Source organism: Rhodococcus globerulus (assembly GCF_019334125.1).
GTDB classification, from domain to species: domain Bacteria; phylum Actinomycetota; class Actinomycetes; order Mycobacteriales; family Mycobacteriaceae; genus Rhodococcus_F; species Rhodococcus_F globerula.
The window spans coordinates 375,738-396,376 of the sequence record NZ_CP079698.1 but is presented as its reverse complement, the minus strand read 5'-3'; the positions used below and the strand labels follow the sequence as shown (position 1 = coordinate 396,376).

The window sequence follows — 20,639 nt, the reverse complement described above, 5'->3', positions numbered from 1 at the left end:
GGGTGCGCCGTTCGCGATAGTTCACACTGTGCGGCAGCTCAAAACACTGTTCCGACATCCTCTTTCACAATGTAGTCAAGTGCTCGCTCCGCCACGGCAGCGATAGTCATCGACGGATTGCACGCAGCAGCATTACCCGGCATCAAAGCACCGTCAAGCACGTACAGTCCGCGCTGGCCCTGCACGCGACCTTCGAGATCGCAGACCGTTCCCATGCATGCGCCGCCGAGCGGATGCCACGTCGACGACAGCACCACATTCGTGTCGGTGAGGATGCCGGTGGTCCCGGCGATCTTGTGGGCAGCCGGCCCGATGTGGCCTCGCTGGATGGCAGAGTCGCCGTCCTTCGGCCAACGGAGCACTGCCTCGTCCCGCGCGGAGTCGTACACAAACCGGCCTCGGTCGCTGCTGACACCGAATCCGACCATCACTGTGCTGCGCGCATCGAACGGCACCGGCGGGAACGACGCCTGAATGAGGGTGAATGCCGAATCCGGGTCGTCCCAGTTCCGGCTTCCGTAGACAACCGGGCCGCCTTGGGTGCTACCGAAATTCTCGGTGGGGTCGGACCAGATGTAGATGCGGTCGGCGTTGGTGCCCCAGCCGCCGCCCAACTCGCCGGGCAGATCGGGAATCCGCCCCTGCGCACCGGCCCGCACGAGCAACTTGGTCGTGTTGGCGCTGCCCGCGGCCATGACCAGCGCCTTTGTCGTCAGGATCTTGTTCTCGAGCACCCGCCCGGACATGTCGGTGCGGTTCACATATACCCGCCATCGGCCGTCTTCCGCGCGTTCGACGTCGGTAACCTGGTGCAGCGTCTCGACTTTCACCAATCCTGTGGCTTCTGCGGCGGCAATGTAGGTGACGTCGACGGAGTGCTTGCCGCCGTTGTTCACGCCGAGTGCGCCGTCGCCGTTGGTGTACGAGGCTTTCATCTCACCGCGCAGTTCGGCCAGCGCAAAGTCCCAGTCGATCGGCATCGGAATCTTCGACACCGGAAGCCCGGAACGCGTTGCATTGCGGGCGAATACACGGGCAGCCTCGTAATTCGGACTCTCGACCAGCTCGTCCGGCGCTACGGCGAGTTGCAGCATGGATGCGACGCGTTGGTAGTGGACGCGGTCCATCGTCGCGTAGTCCAACTGCTCGGGAAAGTGCGTGTTGAAGACGGATTCGGCAGGTTGCAGCGTCATGCCCTGGTACACCAACGAACCACCGCCAACGCCGGCCGCGCAGATCGATGTCATGTTCTCGCCGGACACCGTCTCCAGCAACCCGACGTACGGCTCGAAAGCAACTTCTCTCCCGAAGAGCGTCGGATTGGACTGGTGCCACAGGATCCGTTTGTCAGGACTGGCCGGATGGGGAAATGTCTCGGCATTCGGACCCGAGGGCCACCGAATTCCCCTCTCCAGCACCGTAACCGGAACGCCCGCCTCGGCCAGACGAAGCGCGGTCACGCCGCCACCGAATCCCGAACCGATCACGACAACGCGATGTTCTTCGCGGGTGAGCGGCACGCCGACGGTTCGGGCAGCGGTACCGGCATCGGCCCGAGCAACACTCGGTATCGCCACTGCGGCCATTGCCGCGGCGGCTCCGGACAGAAAGGCTCGCCGTTTCAGTGCAGACATAGCTGTACTCCCTTGGTGAATCGCCGAATGTGCCGGCGGCGAAAACTCACGGGGCACAAGAAAATCAGGGGAAGTGCCTAGTTCCGTATGGACAAAACAACCGAGCGAGTCCAAAACTAGACACTTACCGGAAAAGTGTCAAGAAAAGTTGAATAGAAAGCTGATATCTAGGCTGTGGAACCCATTGCAGGTTGAAGCCAGCGAGTGAGAAAAGTTCGTAAATCGTCGTCGGAGTGGATGGACTCACTGTCGAACGCAATGACCGACAAACCCAGTCGAACGGCAATTTCGATAATGCCGTCCAACTCCTCCTCGGTTGCGAGACCTCGCTCCACGATGGGCGAAAGAAACTCGTGTGCAACAGGTTTGGCACGTACCATCATCTCCGCCGAGAACACCGGATCACCTCGTTCGGCGAGCAACAACGTCGTCAGCACCGGGTGCGCCCGCACCTCGGCCCGCGACGCCACGATGAATTCGACGACGTATTCGCAGGCGCTCTCCACAGTAGCCAGTCGAGCCTTGATACCACTCAACATCTCGACAGTAAGATCGGACATCGCCTTTGACACCACTTCTTCACGGGACCCGAAGTTGGAGTACACAGTCTGGCGCGACACACCGGCTTCATGAGCGATCGCCGCCATGTTGACGGCCTCGAACCCGCCACCCTCGATCAGTCGAAGCGTGGCGTTCAAGATCTTCTTCTGCGACCGCACCGGACAATTATCGCCTATTACTACCCGATTCACCCAAACCAGGATTGCAACAAGGCCGCAGGTCACGACGATTTTCGAACCACTCGTGAAGATTTTCGGGCGAAATCACACTTTCGTGACCCAGTTCACGAAATTATGGGCTATGTTGTTACTCGCCGGTAGCTCATAGGGGTGAGCTCCGCACCACACCTTCCGAGCACTGCCGAGATCGATTGCCGCACCTATGCGTACGGCGTTCCGATCCGGCACGCGGGACTCTGCCGAGGACCGTCTTTCACACTTCTTTCTGTCGATCGCAGCAACTCGTGCGCTGTCGTCGACACGCATCGAGAGGCTTCCATGAAGAAGTTGTCCGCAGCATTTCGGCGCACGTCCACTCGACGACTCCGGATGGCCACATTGGTCGGCATGTCCGTCGTCGCAACGACGCTCTGCACCGTCACCGCGATCAACCCGGCCGCTGCCGCTCCGGCGATCCCGGAGTTTTATCAACCGCCGGCGAATTTCCCGACAGGTCCCGGAAGTGTCATTCGCACCGAACCGATGACCCTGCGGGCATCACTACCCGACTACAACGGTCCGTGGCCCGCGCCGGCGCAACGAGTCATGTACACATCACGACTCCAGGACGGCACGCCCGCCGCGGTGACGGGCACCTACATCGACTCGTCGAAGCCGTGGCAAGGGACCGGCGAGCGACCAACCGTTGTCATCGGACCGGGCACGATGGGCCAAGGCGACCAGTGCGCACCATCGCGTGCCTTTCCCGACGCACTGCTGATCCAAACCGATCCACTGTCGATGTCCGCAAATCAGGAACTGTTCTCCGCCGGAACCTGGAATGCATTGGGGGTCCGCGTTTTTGTCACCGACTACATCGGCCTGGGCACCCCCGGCGTCCACACCTACGTCAATCGAATCGAAGAAGCACACGCAATGCTCGACGCCGCCCGGGCGGCGAACATTCTCAGTGGAACCGGCTCCGACACTCCCTTGGCTTTCTGGGGATACTCGCAGGGCGGCGGAGCGGCTGCAGCAGCGGCCGAACTCCAGCCGAGCTACGCACCGGAACTCAATCTCGCGGGAACCTGGGCTGGCGCTCCTCCCGCTGATCTGCGATCGGTACTCGGACAGATCGACGGCAACCTGATCGGCGGGGTCGTCGGATTCAACATCAACGGATTGCTCGCGCGTTATCCTGACCTGAATACATCGTTGGACAAGCGAATCACGCCGCAAGGGCGCGCGGTTCTTGATCAACTGTCCACCGAATGTGTCGGCGACATCATCGTGAAACACCCCTTCATGCGCACCGACGCACTGACGGTCGACGGCCGGCCCCTCCTTGCACACTTGGACGAGATCCCTGAAGCGGCAACGATTCTCGATGAACAACAGGTCGGCAACCTGACGCCTACGTCTCCAGTTCTCGTGACCAGCGGAATCAACGACGACACCATCCCCTATTCCCAGGCTCGCAGCCTTGCGCAGTCGTGGTGCTCACGCGGTGCCACGGTCACCTTCAGAACCAACGACCTGCCACCGATCGCACCCGGTACAACCTTTGTTAACCACTTCGGTCCGGAAATCATCGACGGATTCGGCCCGAACAACGCATTCGACTACCTCCGCGATCGCTTCAATGGAGTACCGGTGAGTGGATGCCAGTTCGACTGATCCCGAAGAGGTCGCTCTCAGGCCGCCGGAACAGGTTAGGCTTTCCTACATGAAAACTACCGTTCGCGGATGGGCAGCACTGGGTCTGGCTGCACTCACCGCCACCGCACTCGTAGCCTGCTCATCCGATTCGGACTCCTCGTCTGCTCCGGCGAACTCGGAGGGTTTCCCGGTCAGCATCGACAACGTCTTCGGCACCACCACGATCGAAACCCAACCGGAACGGTTGGTCACCCTCGGCTGGAACGCTCAGGACATCCTCTACGCCCTCGGTCTCACTCCGGTCGGACAGCCCAAGTACACATACGGGGCCGACGACAACGGAGTGATGCCGTGGGCACAGGAATACTTCGACGCTGACAAGACCACGCTGTTCGACATGCCGGCCACTGGCGAGCCGCCCGTCGAAATCGTGGCTTCCCTGACTCCCGACGCGATCCTTGCCCCATACGAAGGATTCGAGAAATCGGTCTACGAACAGCTGAGCAAGGTTGCGCCGACTGTCGCCTATCCCGGCGATGCGTGGCAGACAACCTGGCAGGACCAGACACGCATTGTCGGAAAGGCCGTAGGCAAGCCGACCGAAGCCGACGCATTGATCGAGGGCCTCGACACCACTCTCGCCGACACTGCCGCTGCGCATCCCGAATACGCCGGAAAGACCATTGCCGTCGTCAACTTCGACACCGACGCCAGCAACGTCAACGTGTACCTCCCGACGGATCCCCGTGTGCAGGTGTTGAACGAACTCGGGTTTGTCAACGCTCCTGGCGTCGAAAAGCTCGGCGCTGCCAATGCCGGTGGGTCGTTCTTCACGACGCTCTCCTACGAGAACATCGCCGACATCGACGCCGACGTGATTGTCGGCTTCACCGACGGAACCACCGACCCGGCAAGCATTCCCGCGGTCAGCGCACTCGACGCCGTCAAGCGCGGATCGACGGTCTTCCTCAGCGACACCAGAGTCATCGGCGGCCTCAGCAACGTCAACGTACTGAGCACCCCGTGGGTCCTCGACCAGATAACGCCGTCGTTGACGGAAGCTGCCAACCGCGTCGGCTGACAGTAAGTAACCCCCGCTTGTCGGTGTCACGACCTAGGCTCTGCGCATGCCTGAACTTGCTACTTCCGTGACCAGAGTTGTCAATGCACCCGTGGACACCGTGTGGCAGGTCGTCACCGACCTCGACGGCGCGGTCGACACCCTCACCGGCGTAACCCGTATCGAACGGCTTGCCGGTGAGGGGTACGCCGTGGGCACCAGGTGGCGTGAAACCCGCAAGCTGATGGGCAAGGAAGCATCCGAGGAAATGTGGGTCGTGGAGGTCGAGGCGCCCATTCGCACTGTGGTGAAAGCACATTCGAATGGCATGGACTACACGTCCGGATTCACGCTGAAGCCCGCACCCGGCGGCACGCTCCTCGAAATGAACTTCGCCGGCGTTTCCGAAGCCCAGTCGGCCGTGTCCAAAGTCCTCGGTGCTGTATTCGGGCGCCTCGGGCTTCGAATCACCCGAAAGATGATGGCTGCGGATCTCGCGGACTTCGCCGCAAAGGCCGAACGGATCGCATCAACCTGACGCGCGATCCGCGTCGCCGATGAATGTCCCGAACAACTCAGGTGGATAACAAGACTCGACTAACCGCCAAATCGCGCGTGGTGGGCGTAGCGTCCAGAGTGCTTTTACACGCGGACGACGCAGCGGGGCATCGTTCACTTGGCCCGGAGGGGGCAGGAATGGCATTCAGCGGTACCACCGACAGTGGCGGTTCCGGCGCTACACGCGCCGCCGTCGGACATGCAGTTCTCTTTGCCGGCGCTGCCGCGCTCGGCGGATTCCTGTTCGGATACGACACAGCTGTCATCAACGGAGCCGTCGGAGCGATCCGCGACAAATACGACATCGGCGCAGGTGCCACCGGCCTGACCGTGTCCCTGACCCTGCTCGGCGCAGCCTTGGGCGCTTGGATAGCGGGGTCACTAGCTGATCGACTCGGTCGCATCCGCGTCATGCAGATCGCGGCAGTGCTCTTTGTTGTCGGCGCGGTCGGTTCGGCCGTTCCGTTCAGTGTCTACGACCTGACATTCTGGCGCATCGTCGGTGGCGTCGCTGTCGGTTTTGCGTCGGTGATCGCGCCGGCATACATCGCGGAGATCTCGCCGGCCGCTATCCGCGGCCGCCTCGGTTCGATGTATCAATTGGCCATCGTGCTCGGAATTGCGGTGTCACAGTTGGTCAACTACGCCCTGCAAGCCGCTGCCGGTGGCGCGCGCAATCAGATCGCGGGCCTCGAAGCCTGGCAGTGGATGCTGATGCTCGAGGCAGTACCTGCACTTCTGTATCTCGTGATGACCACCACGATCCCGGAGTCTCCGCGCTTCCTCGTCGCTCAAGGCAAGGATGATCGGGCACGCAAGATCATCTCCGACCTCGAAGGCGGCGACCATGACGCCGTCACCGGCCGGATGAACGAAATTCGCGAGTCTCTCAAACTCAAGCAGGCCAAAACCACTGTGCGCGAGCTCTTTTCGAAACGACTCGGTGTCTCGTACCTGGTCTGGCTCGGCATCGCCTTGGCAGCACTCCAGCAGCTGGTCGGAATCAACGTCATCTTCTATTACTCCAGCACGCTGTGGCAGGCCGTCGGATTCGGCGCAGACCGCTCGCTCCTGATCAGCGTCGTCAGTGCGCTGGTCAACATCGTCGGCACCTTCGTCGCGATTGCCGTCATCGACCGCGTCGGACGAAAGCCGTTGCTGCTGGTCGGTTCCGCCGGTATGGCAATCTCACTCGGCACCGCGGCTATCTGTTTCCATTCGGCAACAGTGACAAAGAACGAGATCGGCGAATCCGTCGCGACCCTCAGCGGCGCCAACGCCACCATCGCCCTCATCGGTGCAAACGCGTTTGTGTTCTTCTTCGCGCTGTCATGGGGACCTGTCGTCTGGGTCCTCATCTCCGAGATGTTCCCCAACCGTGTGCGCGCCACCGCAGTCGGTCTCGCCACTGCAGCAAACTGGGTCGCCAACTTCCTGGTGTCCTGGACCTTCCCGTCGCTGGCCGATTGGAATCTGTCGCTCACCTACGGCGGCTACGCGGTAATGGCACTGCTGTCCCTGTTCGTGGTGCTGAGATTCGTAAAGGAAACTCGAGGCAGCACACTCGAATCCGTGCAGTAAGTGCAGCACCAGCGCATATACGTATCGGCACTGCTGGGAAGCAATTTCCAGCAGTGCCGATCTGTATGAAGCGCTACTCAGCCTTGGGCGGGAGCGTCGCCACGTGCAGGCGCATCCCCGTTAACGTGAACCGCGGAGCCACCCATGCTGGCCACCCAACCGGTGATCTTCAGGGACAGATCCTGCGCCGTCAGACCCAGTTCCTGATGGATGGCTTCACGGGAGGCGTGATCCAGGAACTGCTGCGGCACACCCATGTCGCGGCACGCGGTGTGAACACCCGCAGCCCGCAACGCTGCGGAAACCGTCGATCCAATACCGCCGTGCACCCCGCCGTCTTCGAGGGTGACAACCAGCGCGAACTTGTCGGCAATCTTGACCAGCGTGTCCGAGACGGGCAGAACCCAACGCGGATCGACGACAGTCACCGCGATGCCCTGCTTGTCGAGACGATCGGCGATCGCGAGGGCCAAGGAGGCAAATGGTCCGACGGCAACGAGGAGCACATCGCCGCGATCGCCGTCGGATTCACGAAGCACGTCAATTCCGTCGAGCCGCTTGATCGCCGGAATCCCCTCGGGGACAGCACCTTTCGGGAACCGGACGACGGTGGGACCGTCGTCGACCTTGAGTGCTTCGTCCAATTCTTCACGGAGCGTGACGGCGTCACGTGGAGCCGCAACACGAATTCCGGGAATGATGCCGAGCAGGGACAGGTCCCAAACACCGTTGTGGCTGGCGCCGTCGACCCCGGTGACGCCGGCACGGTCGAGAACTACCGTGACCGGCTGCTTCAGGAGCGCAACATCCATGAGCAGCTGATCGAAGGCACGGTTGAGGAAGGTCGCGTAAATAGCGACCACCGGGTGCAATCCGCCGAGCGCCAATCCAGCTGCCGACGTCATCGCATGCTGCTCCGCGATACCGACGTCGAACATGCGGTCGGGGAACTTCTCCGCGAACGCGGCCAGGCCTGTCGGGCCGGCCATCGCGGCTGTGATCGCCACGATGTCCTCGCGGCGCGAAGCCTGCTCGATCAACTCGGCGGAGAAAACTGATGTCCAGTCGAGTGCCGGCGTCTTGTCGGAGCGACCGGTCACGGGGTCGATGACCCCGGTTGCGTGCATCTGATCCGCGATGTCGTTCTCGGCGTGCGCGTAACCGTTGCCTTTGCGGGTGACGGCATGAACGATCACCGGTCCGCCGTATGCCTTGGCCCGGCGCAACGCCGATTCCATGGCCTGCTCGTCATGGCCGTCGACAGGGCCGAGGTACTTGATGCCGAGGTCGGTGAACATGACCTGCGGGCTGACCGCGTCCTTGAGACCGGCTTTCATTCCGTGCAGCACCGAGTAAGCAGCGCGACCCACCCAGGGAAGCTTCTTGACCATCCTGCGACCGTTGTCGAGGGCCCGCTCGTAGCTCGGGGCGGTACGCAACGCAGAAAGGTGATCGGCGAGTCCGCCGATGGTGGGCGCGTACGAACGACCGTTGTCGTTGACGACGATCACCACCGAGCGATCCTTGCCGGCCGCGATGTTGTTGAGGGCTTCCCAACACATACCGCCGGTGAGCGCACCGTCACCGACAACGGCGACAACGTGTCGATCTTGACCGGTCAGCGCAAACGCCTTGGCCAAACCGTCGGCATAAGACAGTGCAGCTGACGCGTGGGAGGACTCGACCCAGTCGTGCTCACTTTCGGCCCGGCAGGGATATCCCGACAAACCACCCTGCTTGCGCAAGGTCTCGAACTGATCCTTGCGTCCGGTCAGGATCTTGTGGACATACGCCTGATGCCCAGTGTCGAAGATGATGGCATCTTGCGGAGAATCGAAAATTCGATGCAGGGCAAGGGTCAGCTCGACAACCCCGAGATTGGGGCCGAGGTGACCACCGGTGGCAGCGACCTTCTGCACCAGGAACTCACGAATCTCGTCAGCCAACTCCGAAACCTCGGCGTGGCTCAACTGACGCAGATCGTCAGGACCTTGAATGCGGGCAAGAACACCCAACGAGATCGCTCCTTCCGTGCTTCACAGCTGCACCGGTGCGCGCCGCGGCTGTCTGTACGACAGTTCTGTCAGTCTACGGAGCGACTCAGCGAACCGACACGCGGACTCGGCGGTATTCACCTATAACTTCGAGTTACAGCACCACCGGGGCGGCGGTCCGTGACTGCAATCACAGACAAAACGGATGGCCGGTCTTGTAGATATCCGCTCGGCGACCACAAATTGTCGAACTCGTCCGCCTACAGTCATCCTATGGGAAACGTGGTTGACGATCTGATCGCCCGAGTCTTCGACGACGTCCGATCACTCGATGCCGGAGAAGTCGCCGACTACATACCCGAACTTGCTGCCGTCGCCCCCGATTCGTTCGGGATCTGCCTCGCCACCATCGACGGATACGTCTACGAAATCGGCGATTCCCGACATCCATTCACGATCCAGTCGATCTCCAAGCCGTTCACGTACGCACTCGCTCTCGCTGATCGCGGTGCCGAGGCCGTCGACGCCAAGATCGACGTCGAACCGTCCGGTGAGCCGTTCAACGAGATCAGCCTCGATCCCCTCACCGAGCGACCACGGAATCCGATGATCAACGCGGGCGCGATCACCGCGGCCTCGCTGGTGACGGGTGCAGATCAAGCAACCCGCTTCGAACGAATTCGCGCAGCATATTCGCGTTACGCAGGCCGGGAGTTGCCGTTCAACGAAGCCGTCTACGAATCCGAAGCGCGCACCGGACATCGCAATCGCGCGATCGGACACATGCTGCGCTCGTTCGATGTGATCTCCGGCGACCCCAACGACGCCGTCGACCTGTACTTCCGTCAATGCTCCATCGACGTGACGTGCCGCGACCTGAGCCTGATGGCCGCGACGATGGCCAACAACGGCGTCAATCCGTTGACCCGCGAGCGCGCACTCACCGCCGTCGGCGTCGAACAGGTCCTCAGCGTCATGTCGACGTGTGGAATGTACGACGGCGCCGGGAAGTGGCTGGTCGAAGCGGGGTTACCCGCCAAGAGTGGCGTCGGCGGCGGCGTCATGGCAGTTCTTCCCGGGCAGATCGGGATCGCCGTCTACTCCCCCAGACTCGATGCTCACGGAAACAGCGTTCGTGGTGTGGCCGCGGCAAAGGCTCTGTCCAAGGAGTTGGAACTTCACTTCCTCCATGTGACGCGGGCGTCGAGGTCGTCGATCCGCGCGCGATACAACGTGACTCAGGCTCCTTCCCGAGTCAGGCGCACACCCACCGAACAGGCTGTTCTCGAAGACGTGGGCAAGCGGAGCCGGATCTACGAACTGCACGGCGATCTCCTGTTCACCGGCGCGGAGTCCGCCGTGCGCGAGATCGGTTCGGTGGACGAAGGACTCGAAGTGGTCGTGATCGACGTACGACGTGTCGACGACGCCAGCGACGTGGCGATTCGCATGATCACGGCTCTGCGGACCCAACTGGCCGACAAGGGTTGCGCCGTGGCATTGGTGGATCCGAGCGGGCTTCTCGGACAGGCAAGTTCGAGCATCAATCCCGCGCAACGCGGCGGACGGGTTTTTGCCGACCTCGACGCGGCGATGGCGTGGTGCGAGGACGCTCTCCTGACGCTCCACTGCTCACAGCAGCGTCAGCCGGCGAGCATGTCGATCGAGGATCACCCCGTCCTCGACGCGTTGTCACCGAAACAGGTGTCTGCCTTCGTGTCTCAGCTCGAGAGCCGAACGTATGCCAGGGGCGAAACTATCGCCCGCCGCGGTGATGCGGCGTCAGGGTTCTATTTGATTCTGCAAGGACAGGTCAGCACGACGTTCACCGACGTTCAAGGCCTCACGCACCGGATCGCGACGTTGTCCGCCGGAATGACGTTCGGCGAGATGACGATGTTCCTGAACTCCCGCTTCCTCAACGACGTCCGGGCCGACACCACTGTGGTTGTGGCTGTCCTCACGACTGCGCGGTACAACGAACTGACCTCTGCGGCACCGGAACTCAAACTTGCGCTGCTCGAGAGCCTGGCATCGGGCGCGTACGAACAACTCGACATGACCTTGCGCAGCGTTATCGGCGCAGGACGCATCTGATCGGAGAAGCCCCATGACCTTCACTCATTCGGAACAGTCGGACGCGACCAGCGTGACGGTCAGTGGAATCGGCCGCGCAACAGCCACTCCCGACATTGCCCGGTTGTCGATTGGCATCTCGGTGACAGACCCGGCAGTTGCCGACGCGTTCGGTGCCCTGGCCAGGCACTCGACCGCATTGACGGACGTACTGCACGCACACGGCATCCGCGGAGCCGACCTCGTGACAACAGGATTGAGCATCCACCCGCAGACTCAGTGGGTGGACGGCGGCCGAGCAGAAACCACCGGTTTCACTGCGTCGACGACATTTCGAATAGTAGTGCGCGAGTTGAGTGCGAACAGCTCGCATTCTCCCGCCGCCGTTATCGCTGATTGTGTGTCCGCCTCCGGCGACGCGATCCGACTCGACAGCGTGGCATTCGACCTCGAGGATCGAACGGCGCTGGCCGAGCTCGCCCGCGAATCTGCCTGGGCGTCAGCACAATCAAAAGCCGCACAGTTCGCGGCCCTGGCACGGAAAAATCTGGTCGACACCCTCGAGATTGTCGAGGGCGCCGACCAGATGGTCCCGGTGCACGGTGTATTTGCCGCGGCTCGGGCAGATTCTGCTCCGCTAGCCGTCGAACACGGTGAGATCGAGGAAACGATCTCGATCCGTGTTCGATGGTCTATGGCGTGATCAGCGTGAAGCCGACTTTTCGAGGTTGACCTCGTCCGCCTCGGGTACAACGATGTCGATCGTGGTCCGCAGTGCCCGGTTCGGGATGAAGGAAACCGCTACCAAGGTGACGATGGCAACAACGGCTGCGACCAGGAAGATGCGTCCCGTTGCGTCGCCGTACGCGAATCGAACGATCTGTCCGACGAAGTCGGGCATGTTGTTCAGGTCGAGTCCGTCCTGCAAGCTCTTGCCTGCAACCATCTGCTGCTCGGGCGGCAGTGCGGACACGGATTCCTTGGTCAGGGTGCCGACGCGACTTGCCAGGATGGAACCCAGTACCGACACGCCGATCGCACCACCGAAGGTACGGAAGAACGCAACGATACTGCTTGCCGCGCCGATGTTTTCGACGCTGACAGTGTTCTGGACCGCGAGCACGATGTTCTGCATCAGCATGCCGGTACCCAAACCGACGATGGCCATGAAGATTCCGATGGTCCACAGGTTGGTCGCGTGGTCGATCGTCGAGAGCAGACCGAAACCGATGAGCAGCAGCACTGCGCCGGAAACAACGAACGGCTTCCACTGACCGAATTTGGTGATCATCTGACCCGAGCCGACCGAGGCGACGAGCATGCCTGCCACCATGGGGATGGTGAGCAGTCCGGCTGCCGTCGGATCGAAACCGCGAGCTGTCTGGAAGTACTGCGTCAGGAAGGTCGTCGCACCGAACAGGCCGACACCCACTGCGACCGACGCGATGATTGCCAACGCGGTGGTGCGCTCGGTGATGATCTTGATCGGCAGGATCGGATCCTTGACCTTGGATTCGACGAACATCGTCAGAGCCAGCAAGGCAAGTCCGCCGAAGACGAAGTACAGCGACTGCATCGAGAACCAGGCGTAGTAGTCATCCTGACCGGCGAAGGAAACCCAGATCAGCAGAACGCTGACACCGGCGGTGAGCAAGGTGGCACCCAACCAGTCGATGGAGACGTTTTCCTTCTTCTCGGTCTCGATGTGCAATGTGCGCTGCAGGAGGAACAGTGCGATGACTGCCAACGGAACACACACGTAGAAGCACCAGCGCCAACCGACCGTGTCGACGATGACACCGCCGAGAACGGGTCCACCGGACATCGAGACAGCCATGGCAGCACCCATGTAGCCGGAGTACCGACCACGATCACGCGGCGGAATGATGGAGCCGATGATGGCCACGACGAGGGCAGTCAAACCACCCATGCCGATGCCCTGAATCACGCGGGCGCCAAGAAGCAGCGGCACGTTATGCGCTGCGCCGGCGATGATGGAACCGACCACGAAGATCACGATCGACGTCTGGACCAGCAACTTCTTGTTGAAGAGGTCAGACAATTTGCCCCAGATGGGCGTCGACGCGGCCGTCGCGAGCAGTGCCGCCGTGATGATCCAGGCGTACTGCGTCTGCGTTCCGTGCAATTCACCGATGATGGTCGGGAGAGCCGTCGAGACGATGGTGCTGCTCAGCAGCGCGGTAAAGAGTGCCGCGATGAGTCCGGTGAGGACTTTCAAAATTTCGCTGTGCGTCATCGCACCGCTCTCGGTACTAGCCCGAGTTTCTCCAACTGTGGCTGACATGTGCTTATCTCCCAATAGTTTCTACGCCCGCGACCGGCAAGGCCGGGTGCGGGACTGCAGGTGAGGCCTGACGATGGAGCGCTGCGCCGAACGTCTCGTTGAGACGTTGTAGCGATGACACTGCGGCCATGGCCTCTTCCTGGCTCCAGTCTTCGAGCATGCTGCGCAATCGCGCCGCTCGCCGTTGTTTCGTTTCCTCGAGAACGCTGTGCCCCTCGTCCGAGACCCGGATTCGGAACGCTCGCTTGTCTGCGGGGTCGGGACTTCGCTCGACATACCCGGCATCCACGAGATCGGACATCTGCCGACTGAGCGAGGACTGGCTGACACAGAGGTCTACTGCCAGCTCGTTCTGTCTGCACTCCCCTTTGGCTGCCAGCATGAACAACACACTGATCAGCGCCGGGGGCAACACGCTTTCAGCGCTGTGCGTCACCACGGCCCGCAAGGATCTGCCGAACAGGAAAACCGTGTCGACAAGAGCTTGGGCCGTATCCGGCTGCACTGACATTGAGAACCCCTGACAACGATCTACGCGAAAACTACTTGCAGAACGCAACTATACATTTAGTTGCATAGCTCAAGCAACCTCTGGCGACGCGATAAGGGTCACACCCGATTCGGGAATCAGCTAACCGACAGCGATCAGACCCTGACAGTACTCAACGCTCGAGCAGAGCTATGCATTCCACATGATGTGTTTGGGGAAAGGCGTCGAAGGCACGGAGTCCACCGATGCGGAATCCCTGCTCGAGATACAGACCGATATCCCGGCCGAACGATGCCGGATCACACCCGATATGAATCACACGTTCGGTGCCGGTCGACGCGATCGCCTCCACCACCGGTCGGCCGGCGCCCGCTCGCGGCGGATCGAGAACAATCACACCCGGCGCGGAAGACAATGACGCGCTTGCGACGATCTTCTCCACCCGGTCAGTGTGGAATCGGACCTGCTCCAGATCGGACAACGCTGCCCGGCCGTCCGATGTTGCCCGCGCCGACAACTCCACGGATTCCACGACGCCATCCGGTCCGACAAGATCGGCCAGTACCGCCGCGAACACTCCGACCCCGCCGTACAGATCCCACGCGGTAGCACCGGAGCCGACGCCGGACCAGTCCCGCACAACCTCTGAATATGCTTGCGCGGCACCACGATGCGCCTGCCAGAAGCCCGTCGCGGACAATTCCCACTCGCGGGTTCCCACGCGCTCACGCACGGTGTCATTACCGATCGCAACACGAGTTTTCCGCGGGCCGCTGCTCGCAGCACGGCGAGCCGTCGCCCCGCGCCGACCGGGCGCACGGCGCCCCGCCTTCGCGATGGTGGGCGCACTGATCTCGACCACATGCCTGGCACCGGCGGCGTCGAGGACCACCTGCAGTTCACTGCCCGGAGACCACTGATCTCCGGCCAATCCGTCGTAGGCACGTTCCTCGATCTGGGTGCATCGCAGGTCCGTGACAATGCGATTGCTACGAAACGCGTGGTACCCCGCCTCACCGTTTCGGTCGACGGCGAGCCGAACGCGAGTCCGCCACCCGGTGCCGTCGCCGGTGCCCGGCAGTTCCTCAACCTGCACGTCGCGTTCGACGCCGGCCAGTCTCTGCAATTGCTCGGCCACCACCAGAGATTTCATCTCTCGCTGGATCTGCAGATCGGCATGCGAGTAGTCGCAGCAACCTGCTCCTCCGGGTCCGGCGATAGGGCACGTCGGGTCGATCCGATGCGGCGACGCCTCGAGAATGGATACCGCGTCGGCGCGCGCAAACGATCCGCCCTTGTCCTCGGTAACGCGAACCAGTGCCCGCTCCCCTGGCAAGCCGTGACGGACGAACACCACACGCCCCTCGTGGCGGGCAACAACAAACCCGCCGTGACCGGGCTTGCCCAGTTCGGCCTCGAAGGTCTGCCCGGTCCAATTCTCACTCAACGAACTACGCCTGCCGTTCCATTTTCTTGATCAATCATTTTTCTCCGGCGTCGTAACCACGACGAGTAGCGCCGGCTGTCTTCTCGATATCGAGGGGTTTGGCCTTTGCCGACGAACTCAACTGCCACGGAACACTCGTCACCATGACGCCGGGCTGGAAGAGCAAACGGCTCTTGAGTCGCAATGCGCTCTGGTTGTGCAGGATCTGCTCCCACCAATGGCCGACCACGTACTCGGGGATGAACACGGTGACCACGTCACGGGGTGCGTCACGTCGCACTCGCTTGACGTAGTCGAGAACCGGCTTCGTAATTTCGCGGTACGGCGACTCGATCACCTTGAGCGGCACAGTCACGTCGCTCTTCTCCCACTGCCGAACGAGCGCGCGGGTGTCAGGTTCGTCGACGTTGACGGTGATTGCCTCGAGCGTGTCCGGTCGTGTTGCTCGCGCATAGGCCAGGGCGCGCATCGTCGGCATGTGCAGCTTCGAGACAAGCACGATCGAGTGCGTGCGGCTGGGAAGCACACCGTCCCACTCCTGCTCCTCGAGTTCGGCGGCAACGCTGTCGTAGTGGCGTCTGATCAGCTTCATCACGCCGAAGATGGCCACCATCGCGACGATTGCGATCCAGGCACCCGCTGCGAACTTGGTGATCAGAACGATGATCAGCACGGCACCGGTCATCGCGAGACCGATCGAGTTGATGACCCGCGACCGCTGCATACGAGCGCGCTGCGCCTTGTCCGTCTCGGACTTCAGGTGGCGCGTCCAGTGCTTGATCATGCCGGTCTGACTGAGCACGAACGAGACGAAGACACCGACGATGTACAGCTGGATCAGCTTGGTGACCTCAGCGCCGAAGATGACCACAAACGCGATTGCTGCAGCCGACAGGAACAAAATGCCGTTGCTGAATGCCAGGCGGTCGCCGCGAGTGTGCAACTGACGCGGCAGATAGCGATCCTGAGCCAGGATGGATGCGAGGACGGGGAATCCGTTGAACGCGGTGTTCGCTGCCAGCACGAGGATCAGCGCGGTGACAATCGCGATGAAGAAGAATCCGATCGGGAATCCGTTGAACACAGCTTCGGCGATCTGCGCGATCAGTGTCTTCTGGTGGTAACCCTCAGGAGCGCCGACCAGCTGTTCTGCCGGATTGTGGGCGTAGACGATGCCGATCTTCTGAGCCAGGATGATGATGCCCATCAGCAAGACGATGGCGATCGAACCGAGCAGCAGCAAGGTCGTGGCAGCATTGCGCGACTTCGGCTTCTGGAAGGCCGGCACACCGTTGCTGATTGCCTCGACGCCGGTCAGCGCGGCACAACCCGAGGAAAACGCGCGCGCGATCAGGAACGCGAAGGCAATTCCGTACAGATGCGAGTCCTCGGCATTGAGTGTGAACGACGACGATTCCGCGTGAACATCTTCACCGAGCACGTAGATCCGGAAGAACCCCCACGCCAACATCAAGAACATCCCGACGATGAAGGCGTAGGTCGGAATCGCGAATGCAGTTCCCGACTCCCGGATGCCGCGTAGGTTCACCGCCGTCAGCAGGACGATCGCCGCCACCGCGAACAACACCTTGTGCTGAGCCACGAACGGCAGTGCCGAACCGATGTTGGACGCCGCTGACGAGATCGATACAGCAACAGTGAGCACGTAGTCGACCATCAGCGCGCTGCCCACGGTCAAGCCCGCTGTCGGCCCGAGATTGACCGTCGCCACCTCGTAGTCACCACCACCGGACGGATACGCGTGGACGTTCTGGCGGTAGCTCGCCACCACGACAGCCATCACGATGGCGACCGACAGGCCGATCCACGGCGTGTAGGCGTACGCCGAAATGCCCGCAACGGAGAGAACCAGGAAGATTTCTTCGGGGGCATAGGCAACGGACGACATGGCGTCGGACGCGAACACAGGGAGCGCAATCCGCTTGGGTAGCAGCGTGTGCCCGAGTTTGTCACTTCGGAACGGCCGGCCGAGCAAGAGCCGCTTGGTCGCGGTCGAGAGCTTAGACACGTCCAAAGCGTAAGCCGTCGAGCCTGAAATGGAGTCATCCGCCGTAGAACTGCACCGTCATCCCCGCAATCACAACGGAATTGCGCCAGTCGAGACTTGCTCTTCCCGCTCAGCGATGTACGGTTCGTTTCGGCGTGCAATCGCGTCGAAAGTCCATGAACGGAGTAGGTCGTGTATGTCGTCATCATGGGATGCGGTCGTGTGGGATCTTCCCTCGCCGCGTCCCTGACCAGGATCGGACACGAAGTTGCGGTCATCGACCGCGATCAGAGTGCATTTCTGCGTCTCGACCATGATTTCCCGGGAACCACAGTCCTCGGCATGGGTTTCGACCGCGACGTACTGATTCGATCAGGCATCGAGCGCGCCGACGCCTTCGCGGCAGTCTCGTCGGGTGATAATTCCAACATCATCGCGGCCCGGGTCGCGCGCGAGACTTTTGGTGTCGAACGCGTCGTCGCACGAATCTACGACGCGAAGCGCGCCGCTGTGTACGAGCGCCTCGGCATCCCCACCGTGGCAACAGTTCCATGGTCGACCGACCGGTTCCTGCACACGTTGACCAAGGAAAGCCAGACGGCAAAGTGGCGCGATCCGTCGGGAAACGTCGCGATCACCGAACTTGCGCTACACGAGGATTGGGCCGGTAAATCCATCTCGGTTCTCGAAGGCGCGACCAATTCCCGGGTGGCATTCATCATCCGCTTCGGTACCGGCGTTCTCCCCGATCGCAAGACCGTCATCCAAGCCGACGACCAGGTGTACATCGCAGCGGTGTCCGGCACCGTCGCCGAAGCGATCGCACTTGCCGGCAATCCGCCTCCGAGCGACGACTGAGGCGGCTGCTATGCACACGTCACACCCGACCGCACTGCCCGAAAACATGATGCACCACAACGTGATTGGAAGTTCCAGGTGAAGGTCGCCATCGCCGGCGCAGGTGCCGTAGGTCGCTCCATTGCGCGCGAGCTGATTCGCAGTAACCACGACGTCATGCTGATCGAACGCAAGATCGAACACGTCGAACCCGAGTCAGTGCCCGAAGCCACCTGGGTACATGCCGATGCCTGTGAGCTCAGCCGACTCGAGGAGGCCTCGCTGGAGGAGTACGAGGTGGTGATCTCCGCAACCGGTGACGACAAAGCCAACCTCGTACTGAGCTTGCTCGCAAAAACGGAATTCGGCGTGCGCCGCGTTGTCGCCCGCGTCAACGATCCGCGAAACGAATGGCTGTTCGACGAGTCGTGGGGCGTCGACGTCGCCGTTTCCACCCCCCGGATGCTGGCATCGCTGGTCGAAGAGGCCGTCTCGGTCGGCGACTTGGTCAAACTCATGACTCTGCGTCAGGGGCAGGCCAACCTCGTCGAGATCACCCTGCCGGACAACACTCCCCTCGCCGGCAAGCCCGTCAAGCGGCTCGAACTCCCCCGAGACTGCGCGCTCGTGACGATCCTGCGCGGAGGCCGCGTCATCGTTCCCGAACTCGACGACCCGATCGAAGGCGGCGACGAACTTCTTTTCGTCGCGGCTATCGACACCGAGGACCAGCTCCGAACGGCGCTGCGTCTCGACGCCTGACAACGAGCCTCGACGCCTGACACCGACATCACACAACGAAAGGGATAATCATGGCCGCTGCACCCGAAAATACCGTTGTCGTCGACAATCCGGCTCAGAGCCGCTTCGAGATTCACGTCGACGGCGAGCTTGCCGGGATCGAGGACTACACCACTGCCGGCGACGTGCTCTCGTTCAATCACACCGAGATCTATCCCCGTTTCGAGGGATTCGGATTGGCAGCAATCCTGGTGAGCGGCGCACTCGACCAACTGCGATCACGCGGGCTGAAAGTACACCCGGTGTGCCCGTACGTCGTGAAGTTCGTCGGCAAGCACCCCGAGTATCAGGATCTGGTCAGCTGACGTCGCGCTGATCCGGCTGATCGCCTGGCTCCTCGCCTACCGCTTCGATATCGCTCTCGGTAGGCGGGGGCTCGACAATCCGATCTGCCTTGCGCACAGCCCAAATGGTGACCACAAACGCCAGGCCGGCGAGCGGCCACCCCATCGCGATACGTGCCACCGCGAGCCAACCCGTGTGATCTGTGTCGTACAACTGCGACTGCACGACGTACCGGGCGCCGAACACCAACGCCCATGCCGCGGTAGCGATGTCGTAAGCCCGCACCGCGCCTTTGTGTCGACGCCACAGGTTGCCGTGACCGTTGAGAAAACCCCAGATGATGCCGACCAGGGGCCAGCGAATCAGTATCGACACTACAAATGCGGCACCATAGGCGAGGCTCGTGTAGATCCCGAAGAGGAAGTAGCCCTTCGCATCTCCGGTGCGGTGTGCGATGAACGCCGATACGGCGACACCGAGAACGCCTGAAATTGCCGGCTGGATCGACTCTTTACGGAAGACGCGCCACGCTGCGATAAGCACGGCCACGCCCACTGCCGCCCAGATGGCAGCGGTGAGGTTCCAGATGCTGTTGACCGGAACAAAGATCAGAATCGGCAGCGACGTGTAGACGAGACCACTCACTCCACCGAGTTGGTCCATCACCGATTGCTGTTTGGGTTCGCTCACCTGTCGAGGGTGCCACACGCGCCGCGTTATGCGGCAAATGCGCTGTGTCTGGTCCTACGGCTGCGGCTACTCGCCGCGCAGCTCGTAGTACGGATTGAAGATTGCCTTGCGCCCGTCCCGCTCGCCGACGCGGCCGCGGATCAGGATGGTCTTGCCGGTCTCGATGCCCGGAATGCGGCGTCGGCCGATCCAGACGAGGTTGATGACCTCGGTGCCGTCGAAGAATTCCGCTTCGATACTGGCATTGCCCGACTTCGGACACGCGTCGACGCTACGGAGTCGACCCTCCATCGTGACTTCTTCACCGCGCCGACAGTCGCATGCTTTCCGGCCTCCCACGGCCTCGATGGACTCGGTCATTTCCTGTGCATCCAACTGATCGACATCCTCGGTGAGGCGACGAGTCAGTCGGCGAAAATATCCTGCGGCGGCGGGTGCCATTGCGCGCTCCTGCGAACAAATGTGACGCACGGGTTTCGCGTCACGGAAGGGCTG

Annotated in this window: 18 protein-coding genes; 9 read left to right on the top strand and 9 right to left on the bottom strand. The window is 61.8% G+C overall.

Annotation, left to right across the window (positions count from 1 at the left end; all coding sequences use genetic code 11):
• Nucleotides 1-38: 38 nt before the first annotated feature.
• Complete coding sequence (locus KYT97_RS01760) at nt 39-1,634, bottom strand: GMC oxidoreductase (protein WP_219111628.1); 1,596 nt, start codon at nt 1,632-1,634, stop codon at nt 39-41.
• Nucleotides 1,635-1,801: 167 nt separating this feature from the next.
• A complete protein-coding gene (locus KYT97_RS01755) occupies nt 1,802-2,353 on the bottom strand; it encodes a TetR/AcrR family transcriptional regulator (RefSeq protein ID WP_219111627.1) in 552 nt (183 codons plus the stop codon).
• Nucleotides 2,354-2,692: 339 nt separating this feature from the next.
• Between KYT97_RS01755 and KYT97_RS01750 the strand changes: the two genes are divergently transcribed.
• The 4 genes from KYT97_RS01750 (at nt 2,693) to KYT97_RS01735 (ending at nt 7,211) form a co-directional block, all read left to right on the top strand.
• Nucleotides 2,693-4,030 carry a lipase family protein gene (locus KYT97_RS01750; protein WP_245005991.1) on the top strand — a complete coding sequence of 446 codons (1,338 nt, stop codon included), beginning with the start codon at nt 2,693-2,695 and terminating at the stop codon, nt 4,028-4,030.
• 49 nt (nt 4,031-4,079) lie between these two features.
• On the top strand, nt 4,080-5,093 hold the full coding sequence (locus tag KYT97_RS01745) for an iron-siderophore ABC transporter substrate-binding protein (protein ID WP_095887810.1): 1,014 nt from the start codon (nt 4,080-4,082) through the stop codon (nt 5,091-5,093).
• Nucleotides 5,094-5,139: 46 nt separating this feature from the next.
• Complete coding sequence (locus KYT97_RS01740; protein ID WP_033234762.1) at nt 5,140-5,610, top strand: SRPBCC family protein; 471 nt, start codon at nt 5,140-5,142, stop codon at nt 5,608-5,610.
• Between the two features lie 158 nt (nt 5,611-5,768).
• Nucleotides 5,769-7,211 carry a sugar porter family MFS transporter gene (locus tag KYT97_RS01735; protein WP_095886087.1) on the top strand — a complete coding sequence of 481 codons (1,443 nt, stop codon included), beginning with the start codon at nt 5,769-5,771 and terminating at the stop codon, nt 7,209-7,211.
• 77 nt (nt 7,212-7,288) lie between these two features.
• Here the strand turns inward: KYT97_RS01735 and dxs are convergent, their stop codons facing one another.
• Nucleotides 7,289-9,226, bottom strand: coding sequence for a 1-deoxy-D-xylulose-5-phosphate synthase (gene dxs, locus KYT97_RS01730; RefSeq protein WP_045067438.1), 1,938 nt, complete (start codon nt 9,224-9,226; stop codon nt 7,289-7,291).
• Nucleotides 9,227-9,478: 252 nt separating this feature from the next.
• Here dxs and glsA point away from each other — a divergent pair, with 252 nt between their 5' ends.
• The gene (glsA, locus tag KYT97_RS01725; RefSeq protein WP_219111626.1) at nt 9,479-11,302 is read left to right on the top strand and encodes a glutaminase A; all 1,824 of its coding nucleotides are present in this window, start codon (nt 9,479-9,481) and stop codon (nt 11,300-11,302) included.
• A gap of 13 nt (nt 11,303-11,315) precedes the next feature.
• Entirely contained in the window at nt 11,316-11,984 is a 669-nt protein-coding gene (locus KYT97_RS01720; protein WP_095886084.1) for an SIMPL domain-containing protein, read from the top strand.
• On the opposite strand, the gene KYT97_RS01715 is transcribed toward KYT97_RS01720, so the two are convergent.
• The 4 genes from KYT97_RS01715 to KYT97_RS01700 all read right to left on the bottom strand — a co-directional run bounded on the left by KYT97_RS01715 (nt 11,985) and on the right by KYT97_RS01700 (nt 17,552).
• Complete coding sequence (locus KYT97_RS01715) at nt 11,985-13,586, bottom strand: MDR family MFS transporter (protein ID WP_052683516.1); 1,602 nt, start codon at nt 13,584-13,586, stop codon at nt 11,985-11,987. It abuts the gene before it with no gap.
• A gap of 4 nt (nt 13,587-13,590) precedes the next feature.
• Nucleotides 13,591-14,097 (bottom strand): MarR family winged helix-turn-helix transcriptional regulator, encoded by a 507-nt coding sequence (locus tag KYT97_RS01710; RefSeq protein WP_033234768.1) that lies wholly within the window; start codon nt 14,095-14,097, stop codon nt 13,591-13,593.
• A 151-nt stretch (nt 14,098-14,248) separates the two neighbouring features.
• Nucleotides 14,249-15,523, bottom strand: a complete 1,275-nt coding sequence (locus KYT97_RS01705; RefSeq protein ID WP_219111625.1) for a class I SAM-dependent RNA methyltransferase — start codon at nt 15,521-15,523, stop codon at nt 14,249-14,251.
• 34 nt (nt 15,524-15,557) lie between these two features.
• Entirely contained in the window at nt 15,558-17,552 is a 1,995-nt protein-coding gene (locus KYT97_RS01700) for an APC family permease (protein WP_033234770.1), read from the bottom strand.
• 171 nt (nt 17,553-17,723) lie between these two features.
• Between KYT97_RS01700 and KYT97_RS01695 the strand changes: the two genes are divergently transcribed.
• The 3 genes from KYT97_RS01695 to KYT97_RS01685 all read left to right on the top strand — a co-directional run bounded on the left by KYT97_RS01695 (nt 17,724) and on the right by KYT97_RS01685 (nt 19,474).
• The gene (locus KYT97_RS01695; RefSeq protein ID WP_033234771.1) at nt 17,724-18,389 is read left to right on the top strand and encodes a potassium channel family protein; all 666 of its coding nucleotides are present in this window, start codon (nt 17,724-17,726) and stop codon (nt 18,387-18,389) included.
• A gap of 78 nt (nt 18,390-18,467) precedes the next feature.
• The gene (locus KYT97_RS01690) at nt 18,468-19,130 is read left to right on the top strand and encodes a potassium channel family protein (protein WP_033234772.1); all 663 of its coding nucleotides are present in this window, start codon (nt 18,468-18,470) and stop codon (nt 19,128-19,130) included.
• 50 nt (nt 19,131-19,180) lie between these two features.
• On the top strand, nt 19,181-19,474 hold the full coding sequence (locus KYT97_RS01685; RefSeq protein ID WP_033234773.1) for a GNAT family N-acetyltransferase: 294 nt from the start codon (nt 19,181-19,183) through the stop codon (nt 19,472-19,474).
• Here KYT97_RS01685 and KYT97_RS01680 read toward each other — a convergent pair.
• Together KYT97_RS01680 and KYT97_RS01675 are read right to left on the bottom strand one after the other, a co-directional pair.
• Nucleotides 19,467-20,144, bottom strand: coding sequence for a DUF3159 domain-containing protein (locus tag KYT97_RS01680; protein ID WP_045067432.1), 678 nt, complete (start codon nt 20,142-20,144; stop codon nt 19,467-19,469). The two genes, KYT97_RS01685 and KYT97_RS01680, sit on opposite strands and share 8 nt — an antisense overlap.
• Nucleotides 20,145-20,210: 66 nt before the next feature.
• A complete protein-coding gene (locus KYT97_RS01675; RefSeq protein ID WP_033234775.1) occupies nt 20,211-20,585 on the bottom strand; it encodes an OB-fold nucleic acid binding domain-containing protein in 375 nt (124 codons plus the stop codon).
• Nucleotides 20,586-20,639 lie beyond the last annotated feature (54 nt).